This is a genomic window from Microbacterium sp. che218 (assembly GCF_040436305.1).
In the GTDB taxonomy this organism is placed as follows: domain Bacteria; phylum Actinomycetota; class Actinomycetes; order Actinomycetales; family Microbacteriaceae; genus Microbacterium; species Microbacterium algihabitans.
The window spans coordinates 835,592-860,008 of record NZ_AP031501.1 but is presented as its reverse complement, the minus strand read 5'-3'; the positions used below and the strand labels follow the sequence as shown (position 1 = coordinate 860,008).

29 protein-coding genes are annotated in these 24,417 nt (G+C 70.6%); 15 read left to right on the top strand and 14 right to left on the bottom strand.

From position 1 onward, the window contains the following. Positions 1-54 precede the first annotated feature (54 nt). Entirely contained in the window at positions 55-210 is a 156-nt protein-coding gene (locus ABXS86_RS04080) for a DUF2256 domain-containing protein (protein ID WP_144827823.1), read from the top strand. After that, positions 207-1,646, top strand: a complete 1,440-nt coding sequence (locus ABXS86_RS04075) for a cryptochrome/photolyase family protein (protein ID WP_353665704.1) — start codon at positions 207-209, stop codon at positions 1,644-1,646. Before ABXS86_RS04080 ends, ABXS86_RS04075 begins: the two co-directional genes overlap by 4 nt. Positions 1,647-2,146: 500 nt before the next feature. On the opposite strand, the gene ABXS86_RS04070 is transcribed toward ABXS86_RS04075, so the two are convergent. Then, entirely contained in the window at positions 2,147-2,362 is a 216-nt protein-coding gene (locus ABXS86_RS04070) for a DUF2945 domain-containing protein (protein ID WP_154095812.1), read from the bottom strand. Positions 2,363-2,541: 179 nt separating this feature from the next. Between ABXS86_RS04070 and ABXS86_RS04065 the strand changes: the two genes are divergently transcribed. Beyond that, the gene (locus ABXS86_RS04065; RefSeq protein ID WP_307210567.1) at positions 2,542-4,071 is read left to right on the top strand and encodes a catalase; all 1,530 of its coding nucleotides are present in this window, start codon (positions 2,542-2,544) and stop codon (positions 4,069-4,071) included. A gap of 205 nt (positions 4,072-4,276) precedes the next feature. Further along, the gene (locus ABXS86_RS04060) at positions 4,277-4,531 is read left to right on the top strand and encodes a hypothetical protein (protein ID WP_353665703.1); all 255 of its coding nucleotides are present in this window, start codon (positions 4,277-4,279) and stop codon (positions 4,529-4,531) included. 9 nt (positions 4,532-4,540) lie between these two features. Here ABXS86_RS04060 and ABXS86_RS04055 read toward each other — a convergent pair whose 3' ends face one another. The 3 genes from ABXS86_RS04055 to ABXS86_RS04045 are packed head-to-tail and all read right to left on the bottom strand — an operon-like array spanning position 4,541 to position 6,739. Beyond that, the gene (locus ABXS86_RS04055) at positions 4,541-5,116 is read right to left on the bottom strand and encodes a hypothetical protein (RefSeq protein WP_353665702.1); all 576 of its coding nucleotides are present in this window, start codon (positions 5,114-5,116) and stop codon (positions 4,541-4,543) included. A 25-nt stretch (positions 5,117-5,141) separates the two neighbouring features. Continuing rightward, positions 5,142-5,975 (bottom strand): endonuclease/exonuclease/phosphatase family protein, encoded by an 834-nt coding sequence (locus ABXS86_RS04050; protein WP_353665701.1) that lies wholly within the window; start codon positions 5,973-5,975, stop codon positions 5,142-5,144. Next, a complete protein-coding gene (locus ABXS86_RS04045) occupies positions 5,972-6,739 on the bottom strand; it encodes a glycosyltransferase family 2 protein (RefSeq protein ID WP_353665700.1) in 768 nt (255 codons plus the stop codon). Before ABXS86_RS04045 ends, ABXS86_RS04050 begins: the two co-directional genes overlap by 4 nt. 116 nt (positions 6,740-6,855) lie before the next feature. Between ABXS86_RS04045 and ABXS86_RS04040 the strand changes: the two genes are divergently transcribed. From ABXS86_RS04040 to ABXS86_RS04030, 3 genes are read left to right on the top strand one after another with little or no spacing between them, the layout of a single operon-like run. Continuing rightward, the gene (locus ABXS86_RS04040; protein WP_353665699.1) at positions 6,856-7,593 is read left to right on the top strand and encodes a sulfurtransferase; all 738 of its coding nucleotides are present in this window, start codon (positions 6,856-6,858) and stop codon (positions 7,591-7,593) included. Between the two features lies 1 nt (position 7,594). After that, a complete protein-coding gene (locus tag ABXS86_RS04035; protein WP_353665698.1) occupies positions 7,595-8,548 on the top strand; it encodes a dipeptidase in 954 nt (317 codons plus the stop codon). 34 nt (positions 8,549-8,582) lie between these two features. Continuing rightward, complete coding sequence (locus ABXS86_RS04030; protein WP_353665697.1) at positions 8,583-9,083, top strand: GNAT family N-acetyltransferase; 501 nt, start codon at positions 8,583-8,585, stop codon at positions 9,081-9,083. A 118-nt stretch (positions 9,084-9,201) separates the two neighbouring features. Here the strand turns inward: ABXS86_RS04030 and ABXS86_RS04025 are convergent, their stop codons facing one another. After that, positions 9,202-10,437 carry an NAD(P)/FAD-dependent oxidoreductase gene (locus ABXS86_RS04025; RefSeq protein ID WP_307210593.1) on the bottom strand — a complete coding sequence of 412 codons (1,236 nt, stop codon included), beginning with the start codon at positions 10,435-10,437 and terminating at the stop codon, positions 9,202-9,204. A gap of 162 nt (positions 10,438-10,599) precedes the next feature. Here ABXS86_RS04025 and ABXS86_RS04020 point away from each other — a divergent pair, with 162 nt between their 5' ends. After that, positions 10,600-10,998 (top strand): arsenate reductase ArsC, encoded by a 399-nt coding sequence (locus ABXS86_RS04020; protein ID WP_307210595.1) that lies wholly within the window; start codon positions 10,600-10,602, stop codon positions 10,996-10,998. Between the two features lie 46 nt (positions 10,999-11,044). Here the strand turns inward: ABXS86_RS04020 and msrA are convergent, their stop codons facing one another. After that, positions 11,045-11,599, bottom strand: coding sequence for a peptide-methionine (S)-S-oxide reductase MsrA (gene msrA, locus ABXS86_RS04015; RefSeq protein WP_353666224.1), 555 nt, complete (start codon positions 11,597-11,599; stop codon positions 11,045-11,047). Between the two features lie 53 nt (positions 11,600-11,652). Next, on the bottom strand, positions 11,653-12,111 hold the full coding sequence (msrB, locus tag ABXS86_RS04010) for a peptide-methionine (R)-S-oxide reductase MsrB (protein ID WP_144781908.1): 459 nt from the start codon (positions 12,109-12,111) through the stop codon (positions 11,653-11,655). Positions 12,112-12,300: 189 nt separating this feature from the next. Between msrB and ABXS86_RS04005 the strand changes: the two genes are divergently transcribed. Continuing rightward, positions 12,301-13,128, top strand: coding sequence for an SDR family NAD(P)-dependent oxidoreductase (locus ABXS86_RS04005; RefSeq protein WP_353665696.1), 828 nt, complete (start codon positions 12,301-12,303; stop codon positions 13,126-13,128). 73 nt (positions 13,129-13,201) lie between these two features. Here the strand turns inward: ABXS86_RS04005 and ABXS86_RS04000 are convergent, their stop codons facing one another. The 3 genes from ABXS86_RS04000 to ABXS86_RS03990 are packed head-to-tail and all read right to left on the bottom strand — an operon-like array spanning position 13,202 to position 15,850. Beyond that, the gene (locus tag ABXS86_RS04000) at positions 13,202-14,425 is read right to left on the bottom strand and encodes an MFS transporter (protein ID WP_353665695.1); all 1,224 of its coding nucleotides are present in this window, start codon (positions 14,423-14,425) and stop codon (positions 13,202-13,204) included. After that, the gene (locus ABXS86_RS03995; protein WP_353665694.1) at positions 14,409-15,491 is read right to left on the bottom strand and encodes a cation diffusion facilitator family transporter; all 1,083 of its coding nucleotides are present in this window, start codon (positions 15,489-15,491) and stop codon (positions 14,409-14,411) included. The genes ABXS86_RS04000 and ABXS86_RS03995 overlap by 17 nt, the downstream gene beginning before the upstream one ends. After that, the gene (locus ABXS86_RS03990; RefSeq protein WP_260979650.1) at positions 15,488-15,850 is read right to left on the bottom strand and encodes an ArsR/SmtB family transcription factor; all 363 of its coding nucleotides are present in this window, start codon (positions 15,848-15,850) and stop codon (positions 15,488-15,490) included. The genes ABXS86_RS03995 and ABXS86_RS03990 overlap by 4 nt, the downstream gene beginning before the upstream one ends. A gap of 90 nt (positions 15,851-15,940) precedes the next feature. Between ABXS86_RS03990 and ABXS86_RS03985 the strand changes: the two genes are divergently transcribed. Further along, positions 15,941-16,636, top strand: coding sequence for a helix-turn-helix transcriptional regulator (locus ABXS86_RS03985; protein ID WP_353665693.1), 696 nt, complete (start codon positions 15,941-15,943; stop codon positions 16,634-16,636). Positions 16,637-16,728: 92 nt separating this feature from the next. Next, on the top strand, positions 16,729-17,109 hold the full coding sequence (locus tag ABXS86_RS03980; protein ID WP_353665692.1) for a VOC family protein: 381 nt from the start codon (positions 16,729-16,731) through the stop codon (positions 17,107-17,109). A 56-nt stretch (positions 17,110-17,165) separates the two neighbouring features. Here the strand turns inward: ABXS86_RS03980 and ABXS86_RS03975 are convergent, their stop codons facing one another. From ABXS86_RS03975 to ABXS86_RS03960, 4 genes are all read right to left on the bottom strand, one after another. Continuing rightward, the gene (locus ABXS86_RS03975) at positions 17,166-17,519 is read right to left on the bottom strand and encodes a cyclophilin-like fold protein (RefSeq protein ID WP_353665691.1); all 354 of its coding nucleotides are present in this window, start codon (positions 17,517-17,519) and stop codon (positions 17,166-17,168) included. A 179-nt stretch (positions 17,520-17,698) separates the two neighbouring features. Next, entirely contained in the window at positions 17,699-18,733 is a 1,035-nt protein-coding gene (locus tag ABXS86_RS03970) for a zinc-binding dehydrogenase (RefSeq protein ID WP_353665690.1), read from the bottom strand. Positions 18,734-18,777: 44 nt separating this feature from the next. Next, on the bottom strand, positions 18,778-19,977 hold the full coding sequence (locus tag ABXS86_RS03965) for an MFS transporter (protein ID WP_353665689.1): 1,200 nt from the start codon (positions 19,975-19,977) through the stop codon (positions 18,778-18,780). A gap of 96 nt (positions 19,978-20,073) precedes the next feature. Continuing rightward, positions 20,074-20,958 (bottom strand): helix-turn-helix transcriptional regulator, encoded by an 885-nt coding sequence (locus ABXS86_RS03960; RefSeq protein WP_353665688.1) that lies wholly within the window; start codon positions 20,956-20,958, stop codon positions 20,074-20,076. Positions 20,959-21,097: 139 nt separating this feature from the next. On the opposite strand from ABXS86_RS03960, the gene ABXS86_RS03955 reads away from it, so the two are divergent. The 4 genes from ABXS86_RS03955 to ABXS86_RS03940 all read left to right on the top strand — a co-directional run bounded on the left by ABXS86_RS03955 (position 21,098) and on the right by ABXS86_RS03940 (position 24,413). Further along, positions 21,098-21,541 (top strand): cupin domain-containing protein, encoded by a 444-nt coding sequence (locus ABXS86_RS03955; protein ID WP_353665687.1) that lies wholly within the window; start codon positions 21,098-21,100, stop codon positions 21,539-21,541. Positions 21,542-21,677: 136 nt separating this feature from the next. Then, positions 21,678-23,108, top strand: coding sequence for a ferredoxin reductase family protein (locus ABXS86_RS03950; protein WP_353665686.1), 1,431 nt, complete (start codon positions 21,678-21,680; stop codon positions 23,106-23,108). 10 nt (positions 23,109-23,118) lie between these two features. Continuing rightward, on the top strand, positions 23,119-23,631 hold the full coding sequence (locus ABXS86_RS03945) for an FMN-binding protein (protein ID WP_353665685.1): 513 nt from the start codon (positions 23,119-23,121) through the stop codon (positions 23,629-23,631). Continuing rightward, positions 23,628-24,413: an FAD:protein FMN transferase gene (locus tag ABXS86_RS03940; protein WP_353665684.1), complete on the top strand. Its 786-nt coding sequence runs from the start codon at positions 23,628-23,630 to the stop codon at positions 24,411-24,413. The genes ABXS86_RS03945 and ABXS86_RS03940 overlap by 4 nt, the downstream gene beginning before the upstream one ends. Positions 24,414-24,417 lie beyond the last annotated feature (4 nt).

Genomic DNA, 24,417 nt, shown 5'->3' with positions numbered 1-24,417 from the left:
GCTGTGCAGCGCAAGCCCCCGGATGCCGGATGCCCGCTTTGCGACGATGACGGCATGTCACGACCCGAGGTCCGCTCCAAGCCCTGCGCCTACTGCGGACGGCCCTTCACCGACCGCAAGCGCTGGAGCGGACGCGACCAGTGGGACCAGGTGCTCTACTGCTCGCGGGGCTGCCGGGCGAAAGCGGCCGCCCAGAGGCGTCACGCATGAGGGCCGCCCTGATCCTCGCGACGCAGCAGTTCGACGAGCACCCCGCGTACGCCGACGACGGCATCGAGGAATTCTTCTTCATCGAGTCGGCGCCCCGCTTCGCCAAGCTCCCGTACCACCGCCACAAGATCGTGCTGCTCGTCTCGGCGATGCGGCACACCGCTGCACGTCTCGAGGCCGAGGGCAAGACCGTGCGTCGCATCACGCTCGACGACGACTTCACCTTCAAGGCCGGGCTCGAGAAGCTGATGAAAAAGCACCGGGTCACCGAGCTGACGTGGATGAGCGACCCCAACCGCCCCGTCGACGAGCGCATCGCGCGCATCTGCCAAGCGCACGACGTCGAGACCGACGTGCTGTCGGACGGACTCTTCCTCACCCCCGAAGACGACGTCGACGCCTGGTTCTCCGAGCATCCGACGCCGCTCATGGAGGACTTCTACCACTGGCAGCGCCGGCGCACCGGCATCCTGATGGACGGCGGCACGCCGGCGGGGCGTCGCTGGAACTTCGACGCCGACAACCGCAAGGCGCTGCCGAAGAAGGGGATTGAGATCCCCCCGCTGCCGCAGCTCGAGCACGACGAGATCACCCGCGCGGTGATCGCCGAGGTCGACGAGCGTTACCCCGAGCACCCCGGCAGCGCGGCCGACTTCTGGCTCCCCGTGACTCCCGCGGACTCCCGCGACTGGCTCGACGTCTTCGTCGCCGAGCGCCTGCACGACTTCGGCCGCTACGAAGACGCGATGAAGGCCGACGAGCCGTTCCTCTTCCACGCGATCATCTCGCCGATGCTCAACATCGGCCTGCTCACCGTCGAAGAAGTGGTCGCCGCAGCCACGCGGACCGATGCGCCCCTGGCATCCGTCGAGGGGTTCATCCGTCAGGTGATCGGATGGCGCGAGTACATGCGCGGCATGTACCGGGCGCACCCGAAGCTCGAGCACGTCAACGCGCTGCACCTCGAGAAGAGGATCGAGAAGTACTGGTACTCGGGTGAGCGGATGCCGAGTGACCTGCCGATCCCCGTGCGCACGGTCCTGGAACGCGTGCACGAGTGGGGCTATGCGCACCACATCGAACGTCTGATGGTGCTCGGCAACTGGTTCCTGCTGCAGGGCTACGCGCCCCGGCGGGTCAACGACTGGTTCCTCGCGCTGTTCGTCGACGCGTACGACTGGGTCATGGTGCCCAACGTCATGGGCATGAGCCAGTTCGCCGACGGCGGGTTCGTCGCGACCAAGCCGTACGTCTCGGGCGGCGCGTACCTGCAGAAGATGGGGTCGTGGTGGCCCTCCGCGCAGGAGGCCAAGGACTCGGTCTTCACCGACGCGTACTGGGCATTCCTCGAACGGCACGAGGACGTGCTGGCCGGCAACCACCGGCTGAGTCTCGCGCTGGCGCAGATGCGCAAGCGGCGCGACGGGCAGGGGTAGGGCGCGGGGAGGTGGCTGAGCTTGTCGGTTCCGGTCCCTTCGACAGGCTCAGGGACCTGGGTTCGGAGGTGGCTGAGCTTGTCGAAGCCACCGGTTCCCGTGGGTTGCGGTCCCTTCGACTGGCTCAGGGACCTGGGTGGCGGAGGTGGCTGAGCTTGTCGAAGCCACCGGTTCCCATGGGTTGCGGTCCCTTCAACTGGCTCAGGGACCTGGGTGGCGGAGGTGGCTGAGCTTGTCGAAGCCACCGGTTCCCGTGGGTTGCGGTCCCTTCGACAGGCTCAGGGACCTGGGTGGCGGAGGTGGCTGAGCTTGTCGAAGCCACCGGTTCCCGTGGGTTGCGGTCCCTTCGACTGGCTCAGGGACCTGGGTGGCGGAGGTGGCTGAGCTTGTCGAAGCCACCGGTTCCCGTGGGTTGCGGTCCCTTCGACAGGCTCAGGGACCTGGGCGGGCCGCCGGTTTCGCGTTGGTTCCGGTCCCTTCGACAGGCTCAGGGACCTGGCTCAGCTCTTCAGCTTGTTCAGCGCCGAGCCCTTGTGCGCGGCGGTCGCGTCGGTCTTCTCCGACTTCACGATGTAGGCCGGGTCGTCGTCGGATGCCGTGAACTTCTGGCCGTCGTGCTGGAAATCCTTCGTCTTCTTCTCCACGACCTCACCCTGGGTGCGGCCCTGAGGGGTGTCCCAGCTGACGCGGTCGCCCTTCGACAGATCCTTCGACATGACGCTTCCTTCCGTTGGTGTGCGCCCATGCTGTCGAGCAGCGGGAGCGGGCTTCGGGGGATTGACAGCCGCGGGACGGTACGTCGCCCGGGGGAGATCCGCAATGCCTCTTCGATGTCGGAGGTCGTGCGTAGCGTCGGAGACGGGTCGCCCCCGCGGCCCGAGATGCGAGGAGAGCCATGACCGAGCCGTCCACCCAGAACAACGGAGCTCCCGTCGCCAGCGACGAGCACTCCCAGAGCGTGGGGGCCGACGGCTCCATCGCGCTCACCGACCACTACCTGATCGAGAAGCTCGCGCAGTTCAATCGCGAGCGCGTCCCCGAGCGCGTGGTCCACGCCAAGGGCGGCGGGGCGTTCGGCACCTTCCGCACCACCGGCGACGTGTCGGCGTACACGCGCGCGGCGCTCTTCCAGCCCGGGGTCGAGACCGAGATGCTCGCGCGCTTCTCGTCGGTCGCCGGCGAGCAGGGCAGCCCCGACACCTGGCGCGACCCGCGCGGTTTCTCGCTGAAGTTCTACACGACCGAGGGCAACTACGACCTGGTCGGCAACAACACCCCCGTCTTCTTCGTGAAGGACGGCATCAAATTCCCCGACTTCATCCGCTCGCAGAAGCGCCTGCCCGGCAGCCACCTGCGCGACAACACGATGCAGTGGGATTTCTGGACGCTGTCTCCCGAGAGCGCGCACCAGGTCACCTGGCTCATGGGCGACCGCGGCATCCCGGCGTCGTGGCGGCACATGAACGGCTACGGCTCGCACACCTACCAGTGGATCAACGCCGAGGGCGAGCGGTTCTGGGTGAAGTACCACTTCCACACCGACCTCGGTCACAAGACCCTCACGCAGGACGAGGCCGACCAGATCGCGGGGCAGGACGCCGACTTCCACATCCGCGACCTGTACGCCGCGATCGAGCGGCAGGAGTTCCCCACGTGGACGCTCAAGGTGCAGATCATGCCCTACGACGATGCCAAGACGTACCGCTTCAACCCGTTCGACCTGACGAAGGTGTGGCCGCACAGCGACTACCCCGAGATCGAGGTCGGCACCATGGAGCTCAACCGCAACCCGGGCAACTACTTCGCCGAGATCGAGCAGGCGGCGTTCGAGCCGTCGAACTTCGTGCCCGGCATCGACGGCAGCCCCGACAAGATGCTGCAGGCGCGCATCTTCAGCTACGCCGACGCGCACCGGTACCGCGTGGGAACGAACTACCAGCAGCTGCCGGTCAACCGCCCGCACACCGAAGTGCACTCGTACTCGAAGGAAGGCGCGATGCGCTACGAGTACAACCCGCCCGAGGTGCCGGTCTACGCGCCGAACTCGGTGGGCGGTCCCGCGGCCGAGCCGCAGCGCGCCGGGCACGGCGGGTGGCAGAGCGACGGCGAGCTCGTGCGCTCGGCCGCGACCCTGCACCCGGAGGACGACGACTGGGGTCAGGCCGGAACCCTCGTGCGAGAGGTGATGTCGGCCGAGCAGCGCGACCGCCTGGTCGAGACGATCACCGGCCACGTCGGGGGAGTGACCCGCGCCGACGTGCGCGACCGCGCCGTGCAGTACTGGAAGAACGTGGATGCCGAGATCGGCTCCCGCGTCGAAGCCGGGCTCCCGCCGCTCGAGGGGTCGACGGCTCCCGGCGAGCAGCTCAGCGAGCCGAACCCCGACGGCGACCTCGTCGGCCGCGACGTGGCGGGACGCGTCTGAGATCAGCGTGAAGGGGCCGGCGGCATCCGCAAGTGCGGGTGTCGCCGGTGTTCTTCCACGCCCGGTGCGCTCGTCAACGTGCCGTTCCACGGGATCGACACCGTGGCCGACATCGCGATGACGGTTCCGCTCACACTCGTCCTCGGCATGGCGACGCGGCATCCGGATGCCGGGATGTCGCGCGACCGTCTGCGAAGCTGCCGTCATGAGAGGACCTGTGTGGGGGATCGTGACGGCGGGCATCGGCGTGCTCATGATCGGGCTGCTCGTGGCGTGGGGTACGGCCTACGGCACGTGGCTCGATGAGATCGGCCCGTTCATCGACGACCCGAGCGCAGCCCCCGAGGCCCCGACGATCATCCTCCCGGGTCTGGTGGGGCTTCTCGCCGTCGCGCTCGTCGTCGGCGGTGTCGTCATCGCGGTGACGACGGGGCCGGAGCGCGAGACGCGCGGTCGCTGACCGCGACGTCTACAGCGCCGCGCGGTCCGCGCGCGTCAGGCGGAACCGGGATGCCACGACGCCCAGCAGCAGCGCGCCCGCGCCTCCCGCGATCATGTCGCCGATCGTGTCGTCGTAGGTGACGAAGATCGCGTCGGTGATGAAGCGGTAGCCGAACCACTCGACCATCTCCCACACGGCGCTCAGGGCGAGACCCGCCATCGTGGCGACGACGATGGGCGTGCGGCGACGGCCGGTCGGCTCGATCACGCGCGCGTCGTCGAGCAGCACCAGGGCGACGGCGGCGAGCACGCCCGTGCAGACGGCATGGACGATCAGGTCCCACCCGGTCCACGCGCGGTACAGGTCGATGACGTTGCTTCCCGCGGCGACGAACACGGTGACGCACGTGACGAGGTCGAGTCCCGAGCGCAGGCCGATCATGCGCGAGAGCATCACCGCCGGCAGCGACATCGACAGCACGGCGAAGTCGGTGAACGGCAGGGTGAACAGCGACACGATGACGATCACGATCGCCACCGCGCGCACGACGTCGGCCAGCCAGTCGGTGGCGCTGCGCGGCGGCCGCTTGAGGTTGGCGTACATCGCCCGGATCATCGGCATCCGCCCGTCACGGGGTCGCCACCGGATGGATGCGCACGACCGCCTGCACCGGCAGGTGATCGCTGGGCCACTGCGTGCCGGTCGGGCGCGGGTCGATGCCCACCGCACGGACTCCCACGTCGGGGGTCGCGAGCAGGGCGTCGATGCGGCGCGCGCCCACGCGCGGGCTGGCGTAGTTGTTGAACGTGCCCCACTTCGCCGTGCGGCGGGCCGGCGCGTACGACCACGTGTCGACGAGCAGGCCGTCGGCGAACATGTCGGACAGCTCCGCCGAGCGGACGTGGGCGTTGACGTCGGCGGTGAACAGCAGCGGGCGTGTGCGGGCGGCGACGAGGTCGTGCAGCCACGTCGCCGAGCGGCGGCGGGCCCGGCGCGAGAACGCGTCGAAGTGCGTGTTGACGAACGTGAAGCGCGCGTCGGTCGCGCGATCGCGCATCTGGGCGATCACCGCGATGCGCGGGATCGTGTTGCCCCATCCGGTGGATGCCGGGGTGTGCGGGGTGTCGGAGAGGGCGACCTGCTCCCAGCTCTCGACCTCGAGGCGGTCGCGGTCGTAGAACAGGGGAGTGCCCTCGCCGTCGAGGCGCGGACCCCGACCGAGTCCGATGCGGCCGTAGTTCGACCCGAGCGCGGACTGCACCCACTGCGCCTGGTCGGGCATCGCCTCCTGCGTGCCGAGCAGGTGCGGGCGGTTGGCCTCGAGGAAGGTGCGCAGGCGCTGCTTGCGCAGGGGCCACCGGTCGGCGGGCGGCCACGTGATGCGGTCGAACCGCCGGCGGATGTTGAAGCTCATCACGTGCAGGTCGGGCGCGTCGACCTCGCCGAACAACACGCCGGTCACGACCGCGCCCCCGCCCCGTCGCGGCGCTCGCGCGCGAGCCGCCACCAGCGCACGGGCGGCACGTCGCCCGGCCAGTGCGCGAACACGGTGCCCGCCCCGCGGCGGAAGCACCGGACGAACCGGCCGGGCTCCACCGTGCGCGACGACACGCGCATGTGCTCGCCCGACACCCGGCGGATCCGGTGGGCCCGGCCGAGGTGGTACGCCAGATCGAGGTCGTCGTGAAGTTCAGGATCGAGGTGCACGTCGCCGCGCACCGCATCCCAGGCGCTGCGGCGGAACGCCATGTTCGAGCCCCACAGCGGAACGTGTCCGAGAGCGGGGGTCGCGAACGCGGCATAGGTGCCGAGGAAGGCCCGCGCCAGGCCGACACGGCCCCGCGCAGGACCGTCGTGGAACACGGCGCCGCCGGTCACGGCATCCGTCTCGGGATCGGCGAGGGCGTCGACCATCGACCGCACCCACTGCGGGGAGGGGAGGCTGTCGGCGTCGAGCCGCAGGATCAGGTCGCCGCGCGCGGCGTCGTAGCCGGCGGCCGCGGCGGCGGGGATGCCGCGCTCGCCGCAGAAGACGACGCGTGCCCCGGCCGCGCGGGCGATCTCGGCGCTGTCGTCGCTCGAGTCGTTGTCGACCACGACGATCTCGGTGGGGGCGAGGGTCTGCGCGGCGAGAGCGCGTAGGCAGCGCCAGAGATGCGGGCCGTCGTTTCGCACGGGGATGACGACGGAGACGGTGGCCGAGGCGGGTGCGGCGGGGGTGGGCACAGCGGGGGTCCTCCCGGGGACGAGTGCTTTCACGCTAGGCGATGCGCGCGCCGCGTTTCCCGGCTTGACGCCTGCGCCGTCGGCTGACACCGCTCGGCTTTCGTATCGTGGAGGTCATGGCATCCGTCCTCAACGTCTCGGCGTACCTGTTCACGCGCATCGACGACCCGGCCGCCCTGCGGGTCGTGCTGCGCGAGCGGGCGGGCGCCGCGGGGCTGCGCGGGACGATCCTGCTGGCCGAGGAGGGCATCAACCTCTTCCTCGCGGGTACCCCCACCGCGGTGCGCGGCTTCGTCGACGCCCTGCGCGCCGACGCGCGCTTCGCCGCCCTGCAGACGAAGGAGAGCTGGTCGGGTGCCGTGCCCTTCGGCAAGCTGCTCGTGAAGGTCAAGCGCGAGATCATCCGCATGGACCGGCCCGAGGTGCGCCCCCAGGACGGTCGGGCGCCCGCCGTCACCCCCGACACCCTGCGCCGCTGGCTCGATTCGGGCGTCGACGACGCGGGTCGCGAGGTCGTGCTCGTCGACACGCGCAACGCCTTCGAGGTCGACTACGGCACCTTCGCCGGCGCGAAGGATTGGCGCATCGAGAGGTTCACGCAGTTCCCGGATGCCGCGGACTCCCACCGCGACGAGCTCGAGGGAAAGACCGTGGTGAGCTTCTGCACCGGCGGCATCCGCTGCGAGAAGGCGGCGCTGTACCTGCGCGACGAGGGCGTCGACGCGTACCAGCTCGAGGGCGGGATCCTCGGGTGGTTCGCCGCGCAGGGCGGCGCGCACTGGGACGGCGACCTGTTCGTGTTCGACGAGCGCGAGGCGCTCGACGCGGAGCTCGCCGCGCGGGCCGGGGCCTGACGTGCTCTGGGACCAGCACGCCTGCGCCGAGCTCGTCGAGACCGCCGACCTCCGCGAACTGCACCGTTACCGTCCGGCCGGGGGCGGGCTCGTCTCGCTCAACGTCGGCTTCGCCCCACACGGGCCCGAGGTCGCGGCATCCGTCCTGCGCTCCTTCCGCGCCCAGGTCGAGGCGATCGAGGGGCTCGCGCTCGCGGCATCCGTCGACGACGTCGACCGGATCGCGGCGGCCGGAGACACCGCCGTCGTGTTCGACCTCGAAGACATCGCCCCCCTCGGCGGCGACCTCGACGCCGTCGCGCGGCTCGTCTCGCAGGGCGTGCGCACTCTCGGGCCCGTGTACAACCACGCCAACGCCGCCGGCGGCGGATGCCTCGACGCTGTCGACGAGGGACTCACGGCGTGGGGCCGCGACCTCGTCGCCGAGATGAACGCGCGCGGCATGGTGCCCGACGGCTCGCACGTGGGCGCCCGCACCACCTTCGACATGTGCGCCGCGTCGACCCGGCCGGTCGTGTTCAGCCACTCGAACCTGCGCGCCGTGTGGGAGCACCCCCGCAACATCACCGACGACCAGGCCCGCGCGGTCGCCGACACCGGGGGAGTGGTGGGCGTGACCGGGGTCGGCATCTTCCTCGGGCCGAACACCCCGACCCTCGAGGCCATGGTGCGCCACATCGAGCACGCGGTCGAGGTCGTCGGCATCCGCCACGTGGGGGTCAGCACCGACTTCTCGTTCGATTGGGAGACGTTCCGCGTCGCCCTGGCCGACACCCCGGCGCTCTACGACGCCAGCTACACCGCGTGGGGACCCGTGGAATGGATGCCGCCCGAGACCTTCATCGGCATCGGTGCGGCGCTCGCCGCGCGCGGGTGGAACGATTCCAACATCGCGGCGGTGACCGGCGGCAACTTCCGCCGCGTCGCGCGGGAGAGCTGGGAGGCTCCTTCATGACCCACACCCCCGACGCTCATGAGGAGTGCCGACCATGACCGAACTCCGCGACGGCGCCCTACTGCGCCCCGCCCGCCCCGGCGACGAAGGGGGCATCCTCGCGTGCATCCAGGCGCTCGCCGAATACGAACGCGAGCCGGATGCCGTGGACAACACCGCCGCGATGCTCAACGACACGCTGTTCGGCGACGACCCCCGCGCGTTCGCCTTCGTCGTGGAGGGCCCCGACGGCGGCATCCGGGCCATCGCGATCTGGTTCCTCACCTACTCGACCTGGACTGGGCGCCACGGCATCTGGCTCGAAGACCTGTACGTGCACGAGCAGTACCGCGCGAACGGCTATGGCGTGGCCCTGCTGGCCGCGCTCGCCGCCGAGTGCGTCGACAAGGGCTATTCGCGCCTCGAGTGGACGGTGCTCGACTGGAACGAGCCCGCGATCGGCTTCTACCGCGTGCTCGGCGCCGAGGCGATGGAGGAGTGGACGACCCGCCGCGTCACGGGCGAGGCGCTGACGGCGCTGGCGGCGCGGGGGTAGCGTCACGCCGCCCGGCGGCGCCGAGACTGCATCTCGCTGACGAACCCGCGTCAGGCTGCAACGGGGCTGTCAGCGGGTTGCCGTCTCGCGGTCTCAGACGGGTCGCGACGCCGCCCGCTCACCGCGCGAGGTCGGCCAGCACCGCCTCGGCGGCGCGCTGCCCCGACACCAGCGCGCCCTGGATCGACGCGGTGTCGCGGTGGTCGCCGGCGAGGTAGCGGCCGTCGTCGAGCCGCACGGGGCGGCGCAGACGCAACGGCGGATCCTGCACGGGGAGCGCGTGGGCGATGTCGTCACGCCGCAGCAGGCGCCACGGCCGGGTGTCGGCCTCCCACACCTCGCCGAGCTGACGCCGCACGTCGTTCTCGGTGGCGTCGGACGGCAGCACGCACGTCGCCTGGATGAGGTGCTGCCCGCGCGGGGCGTACGTGGGGGCGGTGTTCGTCATGACCGCGGTGTTCACGATCGGCCCGCGGCGGCGGCCGTCGACGCGCAGGGCGGCATCGGCCGAGGGGGCCTGGTCGGCGGCGAACCACCAGGTCTGAAGGCCGCGCGTGCGAGGGTGCGGTGCGTCGAGGGCGTGGTCCAGGCCGCTCGCGAGCACGAGGGTGCGGGCGGTCACGGCATCCCGACCCTCCACCCCGAGGTGCCAGCCGTGCGCGCGCCGCCGGGTCGACACGACGCGGTGCGAGAGACGGATGCCGACACCCGCACGCCGCGCGGAGTCGGCGAGCTGCGCGGGAAGGGCGCCGATCCCCGCGGCGGGGACACCCGGGCGCCCGAGCGCGAAACTGCGGATGAGAAGACGCACGAAGGCGTCGGAGGTCTCTTGCCGGTCGTCGGCGATCACTCCGGCGAGGAACGGCTCGAGCACCGCCTCGCGGAGGGGGCCGCGCAGGCCCGCCCGGTCCCAGCCCTCGTCGAGCGAGAAGTCGCGGCCCCTCTTGGCAGCCCGGGCGTTGAGCACCGTCGGCGCGGCCCATCGGATCAGCGCCGCGAGGTCGGCGGGCCGCACCAGGCCTGAGCGCAACGTCATCGGAAGAGATCCCGGATGCCGCAGCGGATGCGCCAGGCGCGCGACCCGGTCGTCGAGCCGCACGCCGACCGCGACGGGGAAGCGCCGCAGCGCGAGGGCGTCGACGTCGACCCAGCGCCGTACGGCCGGATACGCCGGGTTCAGCACGTGGAAGCCGAGGTCGAGGCGGAATCCGTCGACGATGTCGGTGCGCTCGCGCCCGCCGACCGCGTCGTTCGCCTCGAGCACCACGACGTCGCGCCCGGCCTCGGCCAGGCGGGTCGCGGCGCGGAGTCCGGCAAGCCCTGCTCCCACCACGACGACGTCGTACTCGCTCATGCCGCGAGCCTAGATACGTCAGCCCGGGGTTCTGCGGGGCTTGCGCGCCGCGGACGCCGGTCGAGCGTCCCCGACACGCCGCATCGGCGCCGGGGTAGCGGCGTCTTCTGGACGCTCGACGGGTGGCACCCGCCGTTCACCGATGCACGTCAGAATGAGCGGATGACCTCCGCCACGATCCTCTTCGTCTGCGTCCACAACGCCGGTCGCTCGCAGATGGCCGCCGGCTACGCCCGGGCGCTCGGCGGCGACCGCGTCACCGTGCTGTCGGGCGGAAGCGCCCCGGGCGCCGCCCTCAACCCGATGGCGGTGGCCGCGATGGCCGAAGAGGGGATCGACATCAGCGCGGAGGTGCCGCAGCTGCTGCTCACCGACGACGTGCGTGCCTCCGACGCGGTCATCACGATGGGCTGCGGAGACGCGTGCCCGATCTTCCCCGGCAAGAGGTACGAGGACTGGGAGCTGACCGACCCGGCGGGCAAGGGCCTCGACGAGGTGCGTCCCATCCGCGATGACATCAAGCAGCGGGTGCAGCGCCTGCTCGACGAGCTGCTCGCCTGACACGAGAAAGGGCCCGGATGCCGTGGCATCCGGGCCCTCTTATCGATTACGCGGAGGCCTGCTCGCGCTTGGGCAGCACCCAACCGGGACGCACGAAGTGGCACGTGTAACCGTGGGGGATGCGGATCAGGTAGTCCTGGTGCTCGGGCTCGGCCTCCCAGAAGGGCGCCTCGGGCTCGATCGTGGTGACGACCTTCGCGGGCCAGATGCCCGACGCGTCGACGTCGGCGATCGTGTCGCGCGCGACCTTCTCCTGCTCGGGCGAGAGTGGGAAGATCGCGGAGCGGTAGCTCGTGCCGATGTCGTTGCCCTGACGGTTCAGGGTCGACGGGTCGTGGATCTGGAAGAAGAACGCCAGGATGTCGCGGTACGAGGTCTGCGTGGGGTCGAAGACGATCTCGACGGCCTCCGCGTGACCGGGGTGGTTGCGGTACGTCGCGTGGTCGTTCTGACCGCCGGTGTAGCCGACGCGCGTGTCGAGCACGCCGGGCTGGCGGCGGATGAGGTCTTCGACGCCCCAGAAGCATCCGCCTGCGAGGACGGCGGTCTCGGTGCCGGGGCGACGGGTGATCTCGCCGGTGTCGGTGGATCCGCTGGTCATGGTGGTGCTCCTTCTGCGGTTGACGCTGCTGCGGGTGAGGAAAGAGAAGAGGTTCATGAGGCTCGGCTTTCGCGGAACAGGGGGAGGTACGCGCCGTACCCCTGGGCCTCGAGCTCGCTGACGGGCACGAAGCGCATCGCCGCCGAGTTCATGCAGTATCTCAGCCCGCCGGCGTCGCGCGGGCCGTCGTCGAACAGGTGTCCGAGGTGGCTGTCGGCTCCGGCCGAGCGGACTTCGGTGCGCGTCATCCACAGCGAGCGGTCGGTCTTGTTCACGACGGCGGCGTCGTCGATGGGCTTGGTGAAGCTCGGCCAGCCCGATCCGCTCTCGAACTTGTCGGTCGAGGAGAACAGCGGCTGTCCCGACACGACATCGACGTAGATGCCGTCTTCGTGGTTGTCCCAGTACTCGTTGCGGAACGGCGGTTCGGTGGCGTCGTCCTGCGTGACGGCGAACTGGCGGTCGGTGAGGCGGCTGAGCGCCTCCGACGTCTTCCGGTACTCCGTGCTCACGTGCGTATCCCTTCGTCATGTCGCCCTGTGTCGGGCGTCAGTGAGGAGAACGCGGGGGCCGTCGGATTTGGTCCCGTGGGGCTGGGAGCGGGCTGTGAGTTCTTTTCGGTACCGGATGCCACGGGCAAGCCCCGACGTTCACATCGGTGCCCGCAGTAGCGTGGCGCTCTTCGACCCAGGGAGGTTCGCATGACCCGCACCATCGTCATCACCGGAGCCAGCGACGGCATCGGCGCCGCGTCCGCGAAGCAGCTCACCCAGGTGGGCGAAGAGGTGGTCGTCGTTGGCCGCAACCCCGACAAGACCGCCCGCGTCGCGCGCTCGCTGGGGGTGGACTCGTTCGTCGCCGACTTCAGCGACCTGGCGCAGGTGCGGGAGCTCGCGGCATCCCTCCTCGAGAAATACCCGCGCATCGACGTGCTCGTCAACAACGCCGGCGGCGTCTTCGGCGAGCGCACCCTGACGAAGGACGGCTACGAGACGACGTTCCAGGTGAACCACCTCGCGCCGTTCCTGCTCACCAATCTGCTGCGCGAGCGCCTCATCGAGTCGGACGCCTCGGTCATCCAGACTTCGAGCGCCGCCGCGAAGCTGTTCCCGCGTTTCGACCTGAACGACCTGCAGGGCGAGCGGCGCTACTCCTCGACCGCGGCCTACGGCAACGCGAAGCTCGCGAACGTGCTGTTCACGAAGGAGCTCAACCGGCGCTTCGGCGACCAGGGCGTGTCGGCCGTGGCGTTCCACCCGGGCGTGATCGCCTCGAACTTCGGATCGTCGAGCGACGGCCCCTGGAAGTTCCTCTACGGCGGCCCGCTCGCCAAGAGCCTCATGACCTCGACCGCCGTGGGCGGCGCGCGTCTGACCTGGCTCGCGCTCGGTAAGCCCGGCGTCGACTGGGAGCGCGGCGGTTTCTATTCCAACAACAAGCCCGCGAAGACCAACCGCATCGCCGACGACCCGGCCGTGGCGAAGGTGCTGTGGGAGCGGAGCGCGGCGCTGGTCGGTCTCGACGACTGAGCGGCGGCTCGGGCGGTTTCCCGCCCCGACCCCGCGACCCGGGGCGAGGCGATCGGTCTCGCCCCCGGGTGCGTCACCCTCGGTCGTCCTCGGCCGCGGCCGGTGTGCCTCGTCCCGCCCAGGTCGCCCCCAGCGCGGCCGAGGCCGCTGTCGCGATCGACACGACGATGAGAGCGATCGGGAGGCTCGCTGCGGCCGCGACCGCGCCGACGAGGATCGGGCCGCCGGCGTCTCCGATCTCCCTCCCGAGTTCGGCGCTGCCCATCGTCCGGCCCATCCGATCGGGCGGGGTGGTGGCGGCCAGGCGGGCGAAGCCCAGGGGCGTGACGATGCCCACCCCTGCTCCGACGAGCACCGCCGCGATGACCAGAATCGGCAGGGCCGGGACCGCCCCCGCGAGCACGAGCGACAGCACCAGCGCCACGGATCCCGCCGCCATCAGCGGACCGGCCCGGTGAGCGGCTTCGTCGTGCAGCCGACCGATGCGCGGCTGGACGGCGGCGGAGATGACCGCGATGACGCTGACGAGGCCCATCCCCACGATGGGGTTCAGGCCCAGCTGGGCTCCGATGAGGGGGAAGAACCCGACCGCGATGCCGAGGGTGGAGGTGGCGACGGCGAGGAGGACGACCGGGCCGAGGAAGGCCGGTGCGGTGGACTGTCGGAACAGCTCGACGACGGTGACCCGCTGCTTGGGGAGCACGGGGAGAGCGGGCACGCGCCACGCGGTCGCGATCGCGGCGACGGCGGCGAGCACGGCGAGCACGACGAAGAGCGCCGGCAACCCCAGCCAGAGGATCAACGCTCCGCCGATGAGCGGCCCGCCGGCGTAGCCGAGGCTTTTCCACGAGCCGTACTTGCCGAAGTACCGACCCGCTTGCCCGGGTCCGACCATCCGAGCCACGGCCGACGACGACGCGGGGGAGAAGGCCGCAGCCGCGCCGCCCTGCGCGAGGCGCGCGAGGGCGAGCAGAGCAGGGCTGGCCGCGAAGACCCCCAGCGCCGAGGCGGCGGCGAACACGAGGAGTCCGCCGACGATCACCGGCTTGGTGCCGATGCGGTCGCTGAGGGCGCCGAAAACGGGCTTCAGAACGACCTCGGCGATGTCGTAGAGCGCCAGGATGAGCCCGAGCCCCCACAGGGTGAGCCCGATGTTCTCGAATTCGGTTCCGAGTGCCGCGGCGACGCCGTGAGCTCCGAACGCCGTGGTGAAGCCGGCGAGATACAGCGGCCCCAGCCGGGGCCGGGGGTCGAGCCGCGGATCGCGGGGGGCGCGGGAGTCAGTGCGGCGCGACATGAGCGACAGAGGAGGTGGGGGTGACGGTGAAGACGTCGACATTGCCGATGGCTGCGCGCACGGCCCCGGCCGCGTGCGCGGCGACGTGTTCGGCGGCGTGCAGATCGGTCGTATCGACCTCGACGGTGGCCGAGCCGGTCAAGCGATGTCCGACCCACCGCAGCCGCAGATCGCGGATCGCCTCGACGCCCGCGGTGCGGGCGAGTGCGTGCTCCGCGGTGTTCACGAGGGCGGGGTCGATGGCATCCATCAGGCGGGCACCGATCGACTTCACCGTGCCCCAGAGCAGGACCATGATCGACGCGGAGATCAACAGGCCGATGAGGGGGTCGGCGAGGGGGAAGCCGAGCAGCACGCCGATCGCGCCCAGGACGACCGACAGCGACGTGAACCCGTCGAGTCGAGCGTGCACGCCGTCGGCCACGAGCGCCGCGGAGCCGATCTTGCGCCCGACGCGGATGCGGTAGATCGCGACCGCTTCGTTGCCGGCGAACCCGATCAGACCGGCCGCGATGAGCAACCACGGGAAATCGATGGGGCGGGGATTCACGAACCGGTCGATCGCCTGCCACCCCGCCACGACGGCGGAGAGGGCGACGACGAACACGATGAACATGCCGGCCAGGTCTTCCGCGCGGCCGAACCCGTAGGTGTGGCGGCGATCGGCGACCCGGCGGCCGAGAACGAACGCGATCCACAGGGGCACGGCGGTGAGCGCGTCGGCGAAGTTGTGGATCGTGTCGGCCAGCAGCGCGACCGACCCGGTGAAACCCACGACGATCGCCTGGAGAACGGTCGTGGCCAGCAGGATCAGCAGACTGATCTTCAGCGCCCGGATGCCGGCGGTGCTGGCCTCCATCGCGTCGTCGATCGAGTCGGCGGAGTCGTGGGTGTGCGGCACGAACAGGTCGTACAGGAAGCCCTTCACGCCTCCGTGCGGGTGCGCGTGCGCGTGGTCGTGATGATGGTCGTGGTCGTGGTCGTGGTCGTGGTCGTGGTCGTGGTCGTGGTCGTGCGCGTGTCCGTCCTCGTGACCGTGCGTGTGCGGGTGCACGTTCCTGGTCATGACAGGGCCTCCGTCGCGGTGTGGTGCGACGGGTGCCCCAGCACGTGTTCGGCCTGCTTCACGGCATCCATCACGAGTTCCGACGCGTGCTCGTCGGTCAAGCGGTAGAACACCGTCGTGCCGTCACGTCGGGTCGACACCATTCGCGCCATGCGCAGCTTCGCGAGATGCTGCGACACCCCGGCCGCACTCTTGTCGACCATCTCGGCGAGGTGGTTCACGCTCGCTTCGCCCTCGTTGCGCAGCGCGAGGATGATCTTCACCCGGGTGGCGTCCGCGAGCATCGCGAACACCTCGACGGCGAGCTCGACGTACTCGGAATCCGGGCCGAGCCCGCTTATCTGCTTATCTACGTGCACACGAAGATAGTAGCCCCGGATGCCGCGGCGCGGGGACGCAGGAGACGTGCCCGGAGGGATCCGCGTGAAGACGTGCCGGATGATGGGAACGTGAACCGCACCGATCGTCTCTACGGATTGGTGGAGGAACTGCGGGCCGTCTCGCCGCGACCGCGCAGTGCTCGTCGTCTCGCGGAGCGGTTCGAGGTGTCGGTGCGCACCATCGAGAGGGACCTCTCGGCGTTGCAGGAGGCGGGCATGCCGATCTGGGCGGAGCCCGGCCGGAGCGGCGGATACGTCATCGACGCATCCGCGACGCTGGGGCCAGCGGGGTTCACCCTTGACGAGGCGCTCGCGGTGCTGATCGGGCTCGGCACCCTCGGGCGCAGCCCGTTCCGGCAGTCCGCGCGCACGGCGGCCCGCAAGATGCTCGCGGTCATGCCGGAGGGGGAGGCCGCGCGTGCCCGAGCGCTCGCCTCCCGCGTGCACGTCCTCGAGAGCGAGGACGAGACCGTCGTGCCCCCGGAGTTCGCCGCAGCCCTTCGCGCGGATCGTGTCGTGCGCATCCGTTATCAGGACGCTGAGGGCGCCGAGTCGAGCCGTGACGTCGAACCCTTGGGATCGATCGGCAAAGACGGGCAGTGGTACCTCATCGCGTGGTGCCGTCTGCGCGACGGGGTGCGGGCGTTCCGGGGAGACCGGATGCTGTCGATGGAGGTGACCGAGGAGCGACCCCCGCAGCGGGCTCTGCGTGCCGCCGACCTCGCGATTCCGTACGGACGGTTGCGGTCGGTCGTCGAGGACTGATTTCGAGGACTTCGCGAAACACCGACAGGACGGTGTCGCGGTGCCCGGTGAGGCTGGAGATCTCATCCCGTCGACTCCACCGAAGGAAACCCATGTCGTTCGCCTCCCTCCGCATCGTGACCGCTGACCTCGACGCCCTCGTCGCCTTCTACGAGCGCGTCACCGGCCAGCAGGCCGAACGGCCCGCCCCCGTCTTCGCCCAGTTCCGCGGCCCCGGCGCGACCCTCGCGATCGCGAGCACGGACACCGTCGCCATGCTGAACGGGGCTCTCCTCCCCGCGACCAACCGATCGGTGTTCATCGAGTTCGAGGTCGACGACGTCGACGTCGCGTTCGCCGGGCTCCCGCTCGCACGCGAACACGTCGTCCTCGAACCGACGACCATGCCCTGGGGCAACCGATCCGCGCTGGTCCGCGACCCCGACGGCAACGTCGTGAACCTCTTCAGCCCGCCCGTCGCGAGGGAGGCGTAGCGGAGCGTTGGCCCCGGGCTGCCGCTCGGCGGTCACGGCGGCGCGCCGCCGTCACCTCACTCGAGGCTGACCGTTCCCGTCGACGGCGGGGCATCTCTGACGAACTCGAGGTCGTCGAAGGTTCCGATGGGAATGATCCCGTCGTAGTACCCCACGGGCTCGTAGTACAGCACGAGACTTCGATTGGGTGCGTAGTACCCGATCGTGCCGGCTTCGGCGCTGCTGCCGCCGGGCATCCCGTCGAGGGCGAGGGCTGCGGGGAGCCTGGCAATCTTCTCCTGCCCGCCGAAGTCGGCGAAGTCCAGGTCGAGCGGCAGCTGGGACAGCAGCGATGCGGTGGCGGCATTGTCGCGAAGGGTGCCGCGGACCGCGGTGCCGGCGATCGTGATGACGATGGTCGTGGTGTCCATCTGAGACTCCTGCGTCGAGGGGGCGCTGGCCGTGGGGGGAAGGGGAGCGGTGACAGTCGGCGCGGGGACGGTCGCCGGTGTCGCTTCGGGGAGCGCCGGCCCCGCGCAGGCGGTGAGAAGGACACCGCCTGCGCACATCGCCCCGAGGCGGATCCAGCGCCGTGGTGCGCGGATCCGGGTCATGGCCGGATGAGGACCTTGAGCGCTTCGCGGGTGTCCATGAGACGGTACGCCTCCGCGATGTCGTCGAGGGGCAGCTCGCGGTCGAAGACCCTCCCGGGCGTGATCGTCCCGTCGATCACCTGGGGGATGGCGGCTTCGAGGTACGCCCGCACGGTGGCGGGTCCGCCGGTCAGCGTGGCGTTCTTGCCGAACAGCGACGAGAAGCCGACGGCGGCGTCTTCGTACTGGGGGACGCCGACGCGCGAGATCACGCCGCCAGGGCGGACGACGCCGTAGGCCTGCTCGTAGGCGGGCATGTGGCCGACGGCTTCGAGCACGACGTGCGCCCCCTCGCCTCCGGTGAGCTCGAGAACCTTCTCGACGCCCTCGTCTCCACGTTCGGCCACGACGTGGGTCGCGCCGAACTCCCGACCGAGATCCGTACGCGCGGCGTGGCGGCCCATCAGCACGATCGTCTCCGCCCCGAGCTGTCGAGCTGCCAGAACCGCGGACAGGCCGACCGCGCCGTCTCCGATCACGACGACGGTCTTGCCCGCCTCGACTCCTCCGCGCACTGCCGCGTGGTAGCCGGTGAGGTACACGTCCGAGAGGGTCAGGAGCGAGGGCATCAGCGCTTCATCGGTGCCGGCCGGGAGGGCGACGGCCGTTCCGTCCGCGAAGGGAACGCGCAGCTTCTCCGCCTGGGTGGCGGAGGCGGCGCCGTCGAAGAACCCGCCGTGCACGCACGAGGTGGTCATGCCGTCGCGGCAGAACGCGCACGTGCCGTCGGACCACGCGAACGGCACGATCACGGTGTCGCCGACGGCGAGGGTCGTGACGTCGCCGCCGATCTGCTCGATCACACCGATCGCTTCGTGACCCATGCGGCGACCTTCGGGGGTGTCGTCGAGGTCGTGGTACGGATGCAGGTCCGACCCGCAGACGCAGGCGTAGGTGACGCGGATGATGGCGTCGGTCGGGTCGATGAGGGTGGGTTCGGCCACCTCGACGACGCGGACGTCTCCGGCGGCGTACATGAGTGTTGCGCGCATGGTTCCTCTTTCTTCTGTGGGGGTGCGGTGGGTGGGAGAAAGGGTCACGCTCCCGAGAACGCGGAGCGGCGTGCGGAGACGGTCAGGACGAAGGCGGCGGCGCCGAGAGCGATCATGACGACCGGCAGGATCAGCGGGTCGAAGGTGGTGAGCAGGGCGGCCCCGAGAATCCCCGCGGCGAAGATCGCGATGTTGAAGGCGACCGGCAAGAATGAGTTGGCCACGTCGGAGTTGGCTCCACCGGCTCGGGTGAGGGCCGCTTGCAGTTGCGCCGGCGCGCCACCGAAGCCGAGACCCCACATCGCGGTCGCGACGACGACGGCGGCGGGGGAGGTGTGCCCGATCAGCAGGACGAGCGCTGCGACGACGAAGATGCCGACGCTGCCGTGCAGCAGGGCGCGGGGGTGCCGATCGAGCAGTACCCCGGTGGTCGCGACGCCGCCGAGCGAGGCCACCCCGTAGACGAAGAGCAGCAGGTCGGGCGTGATCCCCGTGCCGGTGGCGCGGAGGTAGGGCGCGATGTAGGTGTAGATGGTGTTGTGGGCGAGCATCCACACGGCGATCACGCCGAGGACGACCGGCACTCCGCGCAGGCGGAACACCTTCCAGAGGGGGAGGCGCTCTGTCGGCGGCTGCCCGGGAGCGTCGAGGACCACGATCAGTGTGAGCGCGGCGACGATGAGTCCCAGGATGCTGAAGGCGACGAACGACCAGCGCCAGTCGGTGCTGATGCCGATGAATGCGGCCAGGGGGGTGCCGAAGGCGAAACCGAGAGGAGCTCCCGTCGACATGATCGACAGGGCGACGCCGGCGCGTTCGGGCGGGCTGATGCGGATCGCGTACATCGCGAGCATCCCCCAGATGATCCCGGAGAATCCTCCGGCGACGAATCGCGACACCAGAGAGAGCGTGACGTCGGCGGAGACGGCGGTGACGGTGTTGGCCACGATGAGGCCGAGCGTGCCGATGAGCAGCAGAGGGCGGCGACGGTACGAGCTGGTGAGGGTGATCGCGGGGATCGTGACGACGACCGTGCCGAGCGCGTACGCGCTGATGAAGAGGCCGACGGTCCCTTCGCTGACGTCCATGCCGTCGGCGATGTCGGGGAGGAGCCCGGCGGGCATGGTCTCGGCGGCGATCAGGATGAATCCCATGAGCGCCAGCACGATCAGTGCGGCGAGCGGGAGGCGCGGGCGGACCGCGGCCGTGTCGGGCAGGGGGGTGGATGCCGTGGTGGGGGCCACTTCTTCTCCTTCGAGCGCTCGTCGAGGCACGCCGAAGGCGCACGCGACGTGGCGGGGAATTGCGAGTGATCCGCGGCTTCAGCGGATGTCGGGGGCTCAGCGGGCCGCGGTGGCCAGGCGCGCCTTGGTGACGATCTCTTCGGTGGCGGCCCACGACGCGAGCAGACGCAGCGCGTCCTCGGACGGACTGCCCGGCGCAGCCGTGTAGACGGTGAGGGAGTGGCCCGGGTCGTCTTCGAGGTCCATCACGAGGTAGTTCAACTCGAGCAGGCCGACCGCGCGATGCCGGAACGACTTCGCGCCCGAGTAGTGCCGCCTCACGTCGTGCGCGGCCCACCGGGAGCGGAACTCCTCGCTCCGGATCGACAGCTCGCCGACGAGTTCGGCGATGCCCTTGTCGTGCGGGTTGCGCCCGGCGTCGCGCCGGAGGATCTGCACGTTGGTGCTGGCGGCCCGCTCCCAGTCGGGGTAGAAGTCGTGCGCGCGGGGATCCAAGAAGATGAAGCGCGAATGGTTTCCGGGCCGGAAGGTGCCGAGGTACATGTCGGAGTACATCGCGAATCCGAGGGTGTTCGCGGCGATGATGTCCATGCGCGTGTTCTTCACGAAGGCGGGCGCGCCGGTGATGCTGTCGAGCACGTGCTGGATGGTGGGCTGCACGGCGGTGGCGGCGGGGGCCTTCGGCGTGTTCCGGGGCGATGCGACGGAGGCGCGGGCGAGGTCGTAGAGGTGGTCGTGCTCCGCCCGGTCGAGATCCAGCGCCCGGGCGATCGCGTCGAGGACGCTGTCGGACGCACCGGCCAGGTTGCCTCGCTCCAGACGCGTGTAATAGTCGACGCTCACCCCGGCGAGACGTGCGACCTCGTCACGGCGCAGACCCTCCACACGGCGACGCCCCACGGACTCGATACCCGCTTGTTCGGGGGTGATCTGGGCGCGCCGAGAGATCAGGAAGTCCCGGACTTCGTCTCGACTGGTCATGTCCCCACGGTACGACCGACGTGCCGCACAGTGAGAGGCCCTGCGGTAACCCGTCTCGGCAGACCCCTCCCGGCACCCGCCGAGAAGATGTCTCATGGGATCAGCCCCGACGGCGGGCACGAACTCCCGAGGAGACACCATGTCAGACACCCCCTTCGAGCAGATCTTCCCGCTCGGTCCGAGCAACGACGCCTATGCGCAGTACTTCACCGGGCGCAGCTTCAACGCCCCGATCGTCGACGGCGCCGTTCCGGTCGCCAACATCTCGTTCGAGCCGTCGTGCCGCAACAACTGGCACATCCACCACGGCGAGGCCGGTGGCGGCGATCAGATCCTGCTGTGCACCGCCGGGTCCGGCTGGTTCCAGGCCGAAGGCGAAGAGCCCATCAGCATGGTCCCCGGCACCGCGATCCGTGTTCCGGCCGGAACGAAGCACTGGCACGGTGCGAAGGTCGACTCGTGGTTCTCGCACCTGGCCTTCCTCACCCCCGGCGAGGGCGTGAGGAACGAGTGGCTCGAGCCCGTCACCGACGAGTACTACGCGAGCCTGCCCCCTCACGGCGAGACGCCCTCGGCGAGCTGATCCTCCTGCGCACCGGCGCGTGCCGGGCGGAGGGGGGTCGCGCCGGGCGAGACACGAAACTACGTGTTTGCTATGCATCGACCCCGGGCGTCCCATTCTTGGAGCCGTCTGGGGAGCGCGCGGGCACGCTGAGCGCATGACCGCAGCACCCGCCCTCGCCGCCCCGCCCGCCGCCACCGTGCGCCGCGCTCGCCGGGTAGCGCGGAGAAGGCCGCACACGCGGCCGCTGTGGAACCTCGCCGCGATCGTGGTCATCTGGGCGACGAGCCTCGTCGTCGTGGCCGTGTGGGTCGCGGGCGGCGAAGTGCAGTCGCTGCTGGCCGGGGGAGCCGACTCGCTCAACTCCCTCAGTCGCGCCGCGGGCCTGGCATCCGCGAACCTGCTCTTCTACCAGGTGCTGCTGATGGCGCGCGTGCCGCTGTTCGAGCGGGGGTTCGGCCGCGACGGCATCACCCGCATGCACCGCGTCGTCGGATTCTGGTCGTTCGCGCTGTTCACGGCGCACATCGGGCTGCAGATCCTCGGCTACGCGGTGCAGGCGGGCATCAACCCCGTGGTGCAGGCGTGGCAGTTCGTGTGGGACTACCTGGGCATGCTGCTGGCGACCGCGGGAACCGGCTTGCTGCTGCTGGTCGTCGTGACGTCGGTGCACAAGGCCCGCAAGCGCCTGCGGTACGAGTCGTGGCACCTGCTGCACCTGTACGGCTACCTCGGCGTCGGCCTCGCCATTCCGCACATGCTGTGGACGGGTGCCGACTTCACCGTCTCTTCCGCCGCCACCGTGTACTGGTGGGCGATGTGGGGCGTGACCGTGGCGACGGTCGTCGTCTTCCGCCTCGGGCTTCCGCTGGCGACGTCGCTGCGCCACGGCATCCGGGTCAGCGCCGTCGAACGCGACGGCCAGAGCGGCGTCTCGGTGCGCATGACCGGGCGCCGGATCGACGCGCTGAAGGCCCGCGGCGGACAGTTCTTCATCTGGCGTTTCCTCGATGGGGCGGGCTGGACGCGCGGGCACCCCTTCTCGCTCGCCACCGACCCGGCCGATGGCGAGCTCGTCATCTCGGCCCGCTTCGTCGGCGACGGCACGCAGCGTCTCGCCGCGCTCCGCCCCGGCACGCGCGTGCTCATCGAGGGCCCGTACGGCACGATGACCGCCGACGAACGCCGCGGCGGACACCTGCTCATGATCGGCGCCGGTGCGGGAGTCGCGCCGCTGGTCGCGATGCTCGAAGAGGCCGACTGGGCCCCGGGGGAGGCGACGCTCATCGTGCGCGACCACACCGCCGCCGACGCCCTGCGCGCCGACGCGATCGACCGCCTCGTGCGGGAGCGGGGCCTGCGCCACGCGCCGCTGCCCGGCCGTCGAGCCCTGACCACCTCGTCGTGGTTGCCGACCTCCCACGCGCAGTGGGCGGGGGCCGACCTCGTCCGCTACGTCGCCCCGCGACCCGCCGACACCGACGTGTTCCTCTGCGGCCCCCAGCCGTGGATGGATGCCGTGCGCGCCGACCTCCGCCGCGCCGGCGTTCCCGCGGAGCGCGTCCACCTCGAAGCCTTCACCGTCTGAGGAGAATCCGATGAAGAAGATCGTCTACGCCCTCATGGCGACCGTCACCGGCCTCGTGCTGCTGTTCAGCTACCGCACCTCGACGGTCCCCGAGTCGACGAGTGCGCTCGCCGATGCCCCCTCGTCGGGGGTCGCCACGGCTCCGAAGACCACGACGACCACGCCGAGCCCCTCGGCATCCGCCTCCTCCGGTTCGACTTCGAGCGGCTCGACCTCGGGCGCGCAGACCTCCTCGAGCGGCCTCGCCGACGGCACCTTCACCGGCCAGGCGGCGAACACCCGCTTCGGTCCCGTGCAGGTGCAGATCACCGTGTCGGGCGGCGCGATCACCGACGTGCAGGTGCCGCAGTACCCCTCCGAGAGCGGACGCGACCAGCAGATCAACTCGCGCGCCCTGCCCGTGCTGGTGAAAGAGACCGTGCAGGCGCAGAGCGCCCAGGTCGACATGGTCTCGGGCGCCACCTACACCAGCACCGGGTACCGCACCTCGCTGCAGTCCGCCCTCGATCAGGCCCGCGCATGACCGGAGCGTTCACCGTCGTCGAACCCGTGATGGGAACGGTCGCCTCGATCACCGTCGTCGGCGAGCGCACCGACCGCGTGGAGCGGGCGATCGCCGCATGCGTGGCGCGCCTGCGCGACGACGAGCGGGTGTTCTCGACCTACCGTGACGACTCCGACATCTCGCGGCTGCGCGACGAGGGGCTCGAGCTCGGCGACGTCGATCCGCGGGTGGCCGAGGTGGCAGCGGACTGCCGCGTTCTGCGGGAGCGCGGCGGCGGCCGCTTCGACGCGCACTGGCGGGGCTGGTTCGATCCGACCGGCTATGTGAAGGGATGGTCGACGGATGCCGCGACCCGGGCTTTCGACGAGATGCTCGCCGACGGCGCGATCGAGGCGGTCGGCGTCAACGTGGGCGGAGACATGCGCCTCCGCACGGCCGCGACGAGCGACCACGTGTGGCGCATCGGCATCGCGCACCCGACCCACGAGGGCGAGTTGCTGGCCACGGTCGAGGTCGTCGACGGGGCCGTCGCCACCTCGGGCACGTCCGAGCGCGGCGCGCACCTCGTCGATCCGCGCACGGGCGTGCACCTCGCGGGTCCCGTGAGCGCGACGATCATCGCCGACGACCTCACCACCGCCGACGCCTGGGCCACCGTGGCGGCCATCGCCGGGATCGACGACCTCGACTGGATGCCGGTGGCCCCCGTGGCATCCGGGATCGTGTGGGAGCACGGCCGCACGCGCCGCTTCGCCGGTCGGGTCGAGGTGTCGGCGTTCCACGACGCGCTGGTCGGCTGAGTCC

What these genes read in the sequence shown, in the direction of transcription:
- ABXS86_RS04080 (WP_144827823.1), top strand. Translation starts at nt 55, where the DNA reads ATGTCACGACCCGAGGTCCGCTCCAAGCCCTGCGCCTACTGCGGACGG.
- ABXS86_RS04060 (WP_353665703.1), top strand. Translation starts at nt 4,277, where the DNA reads ATGAGAGGACCTGTGTGGGGGATCGTGACGGCGGGCATCGGCGTGCTC.
- ABXS86_RS04020 (WP_307210595.1), top strand. Translation starts at nt 10,600, where the DNA reads ATGACCTCCGCCACGATCCTCTTCGTCTGCGTCCACAACGCCGGTCGC.
- ABXS86_RS04030 (WP_353665697.1), top strand. Translation starts at nt 8,583, where the DNA reads ATGACCGAACTCCGCGACGGCGCCCTACTGCGCCCCGCCCGCCCCGGC.
- ABXS86_RS03970 (WP_353665690.1), bottom strand. Translation starts at nt 18,733, where the DNA reads ATGCGCGCAACACTCATGTACGCCGCCGGAGACGTCCGCGTCGTCGAG.
- msrA (WP_353666224.1), bottom strand. Translation starts at nt 11,599, where the DNA reads ATGACCAGCGGATCCACCGACACCGGCGAGATCACCCGTCGCCCCGGC.
- ABXS86_RS03960 (WP_353665688.1), bottom strand. Translation starts at nt 20,958, where the DNA reads ATGACCAGTCGAGACGAAGTCCGGGACTTCCTGATCTCTCGGCGCGCC.
- ABXS86_RS04000 (WP_353665695.1), bottom strand. Translation starts at nt 14,425, where the DNA reads ATGTCGCGCCGCACTGACTCCCGCGCCCCCCGCGATCCGCGGCTCGAC.
- ABXS86_RS04005 (WP_353665696.1), top strand. Translation starts at nt 12,301, where the DNA reads ATGACCCGCACCATCGTCATCACCGGAGCCAGCGACGGCATCGGCGCC.
- ABXS86_RS03980 (WP_353665692.1), top strand. Translation starts at nt 16,729, where the DNA reads ATGTCGTTCGCCTCCCTCCGCATCGTGACCGCTGACCTCGACGCCCTC.
- ABXS86_RS04055 (WP_353665702.1), bottom strand. Translation starts at nt 5,116, where the DNA reads ATGTACGCCAACCTCAAGCGGCCGCCGCGCAGCGCCACCGACTGGCTG.
- ABXS86_RS04070 (WP_154095812.1), bottom strand. Translation starts at nt 2,362, where the DNA reads ATGTCGAAGGATCTGTCGAAGGGCGACCGCGTCAGCTGGGACACCCCT.
- ABXS86_RS03950 (WP_353665686.1), top strand. Translation starts at nt 21,678, where the DNA reads ATGACCGCAGCACCCGCCCTCGCCGCCCCGCCCGCCGCCACCGTGCGC.
- ABXS86_RS04065 (WP_307210567.1), top strand. Translation starts at nt 2,542, where the DNA reads ATGACCGAGCCGTCCACCCAGAACAACGGAGCTCCCGTCGCCAGCGAC.
- ABXS86_RS04040 (WP_353665699.1), top strand. Translation starts at nt 6,856, where the DNA reads ATGGCATCCGTCCTCAACGTCTCGGCGTACCTGTTCACGCGCATCGAC.
- ABXS86_RS03955 (WP_353665687.1), top strand. Translation starts at nt 21,098, where the DNA reads ATGTCAGACACCCCCTTCGAGCAGATCTTCCCGCTCGGTCCGAGCAAC.
- ABXS86_RS03975 (WP_353665691.1), bottom strand. Translation starts at nt 17,519, where the DNA reads ATGGACACCACGACCATCGTCATCACGATCGCCGGCACCGCGGTCCGC.
- ABXS86_RS03995 (WP_353665694.1), bottom strand. Translation starts at nt 15,491, where the DNA reads ATGACCAGGAACGTGCACCCGCACACGCACGGTCACGAGGACGGACAC.
- ABXS86_RS03940 (WP_353665684.1), top strand. Translation starts at nt 23,628, where the DNA reads ATGACCGGAGCGTTCACCGTCGTCGAACCCGTGATGGGAACGGTCGCC.
- ABXS86_RS04075 (WP_353665704.1), top strand. Translation starts at nt 207, where the DNA reads ATGAGGGCCGCCCTGATCCTCGCGACGCAGCAGTTCGACGAGCACCCC.
- ABXS86_RS03945 (WP_353665685.1), top strand. Translation starts at nt 23,119, where the DNA reads ATGAAGAAGATCGTCTACGCCCTCATGGCGACCGTCACCGGCCTCGTG.
- ABXS86_RS04025 (WP_307210593.1), bottom strand. Translation starts at nt 10,437, where the DNA reads ATGAGCGAGTACGACGTCGTCGTGGTGGGAGCAGGGCTTGCCGGACTC.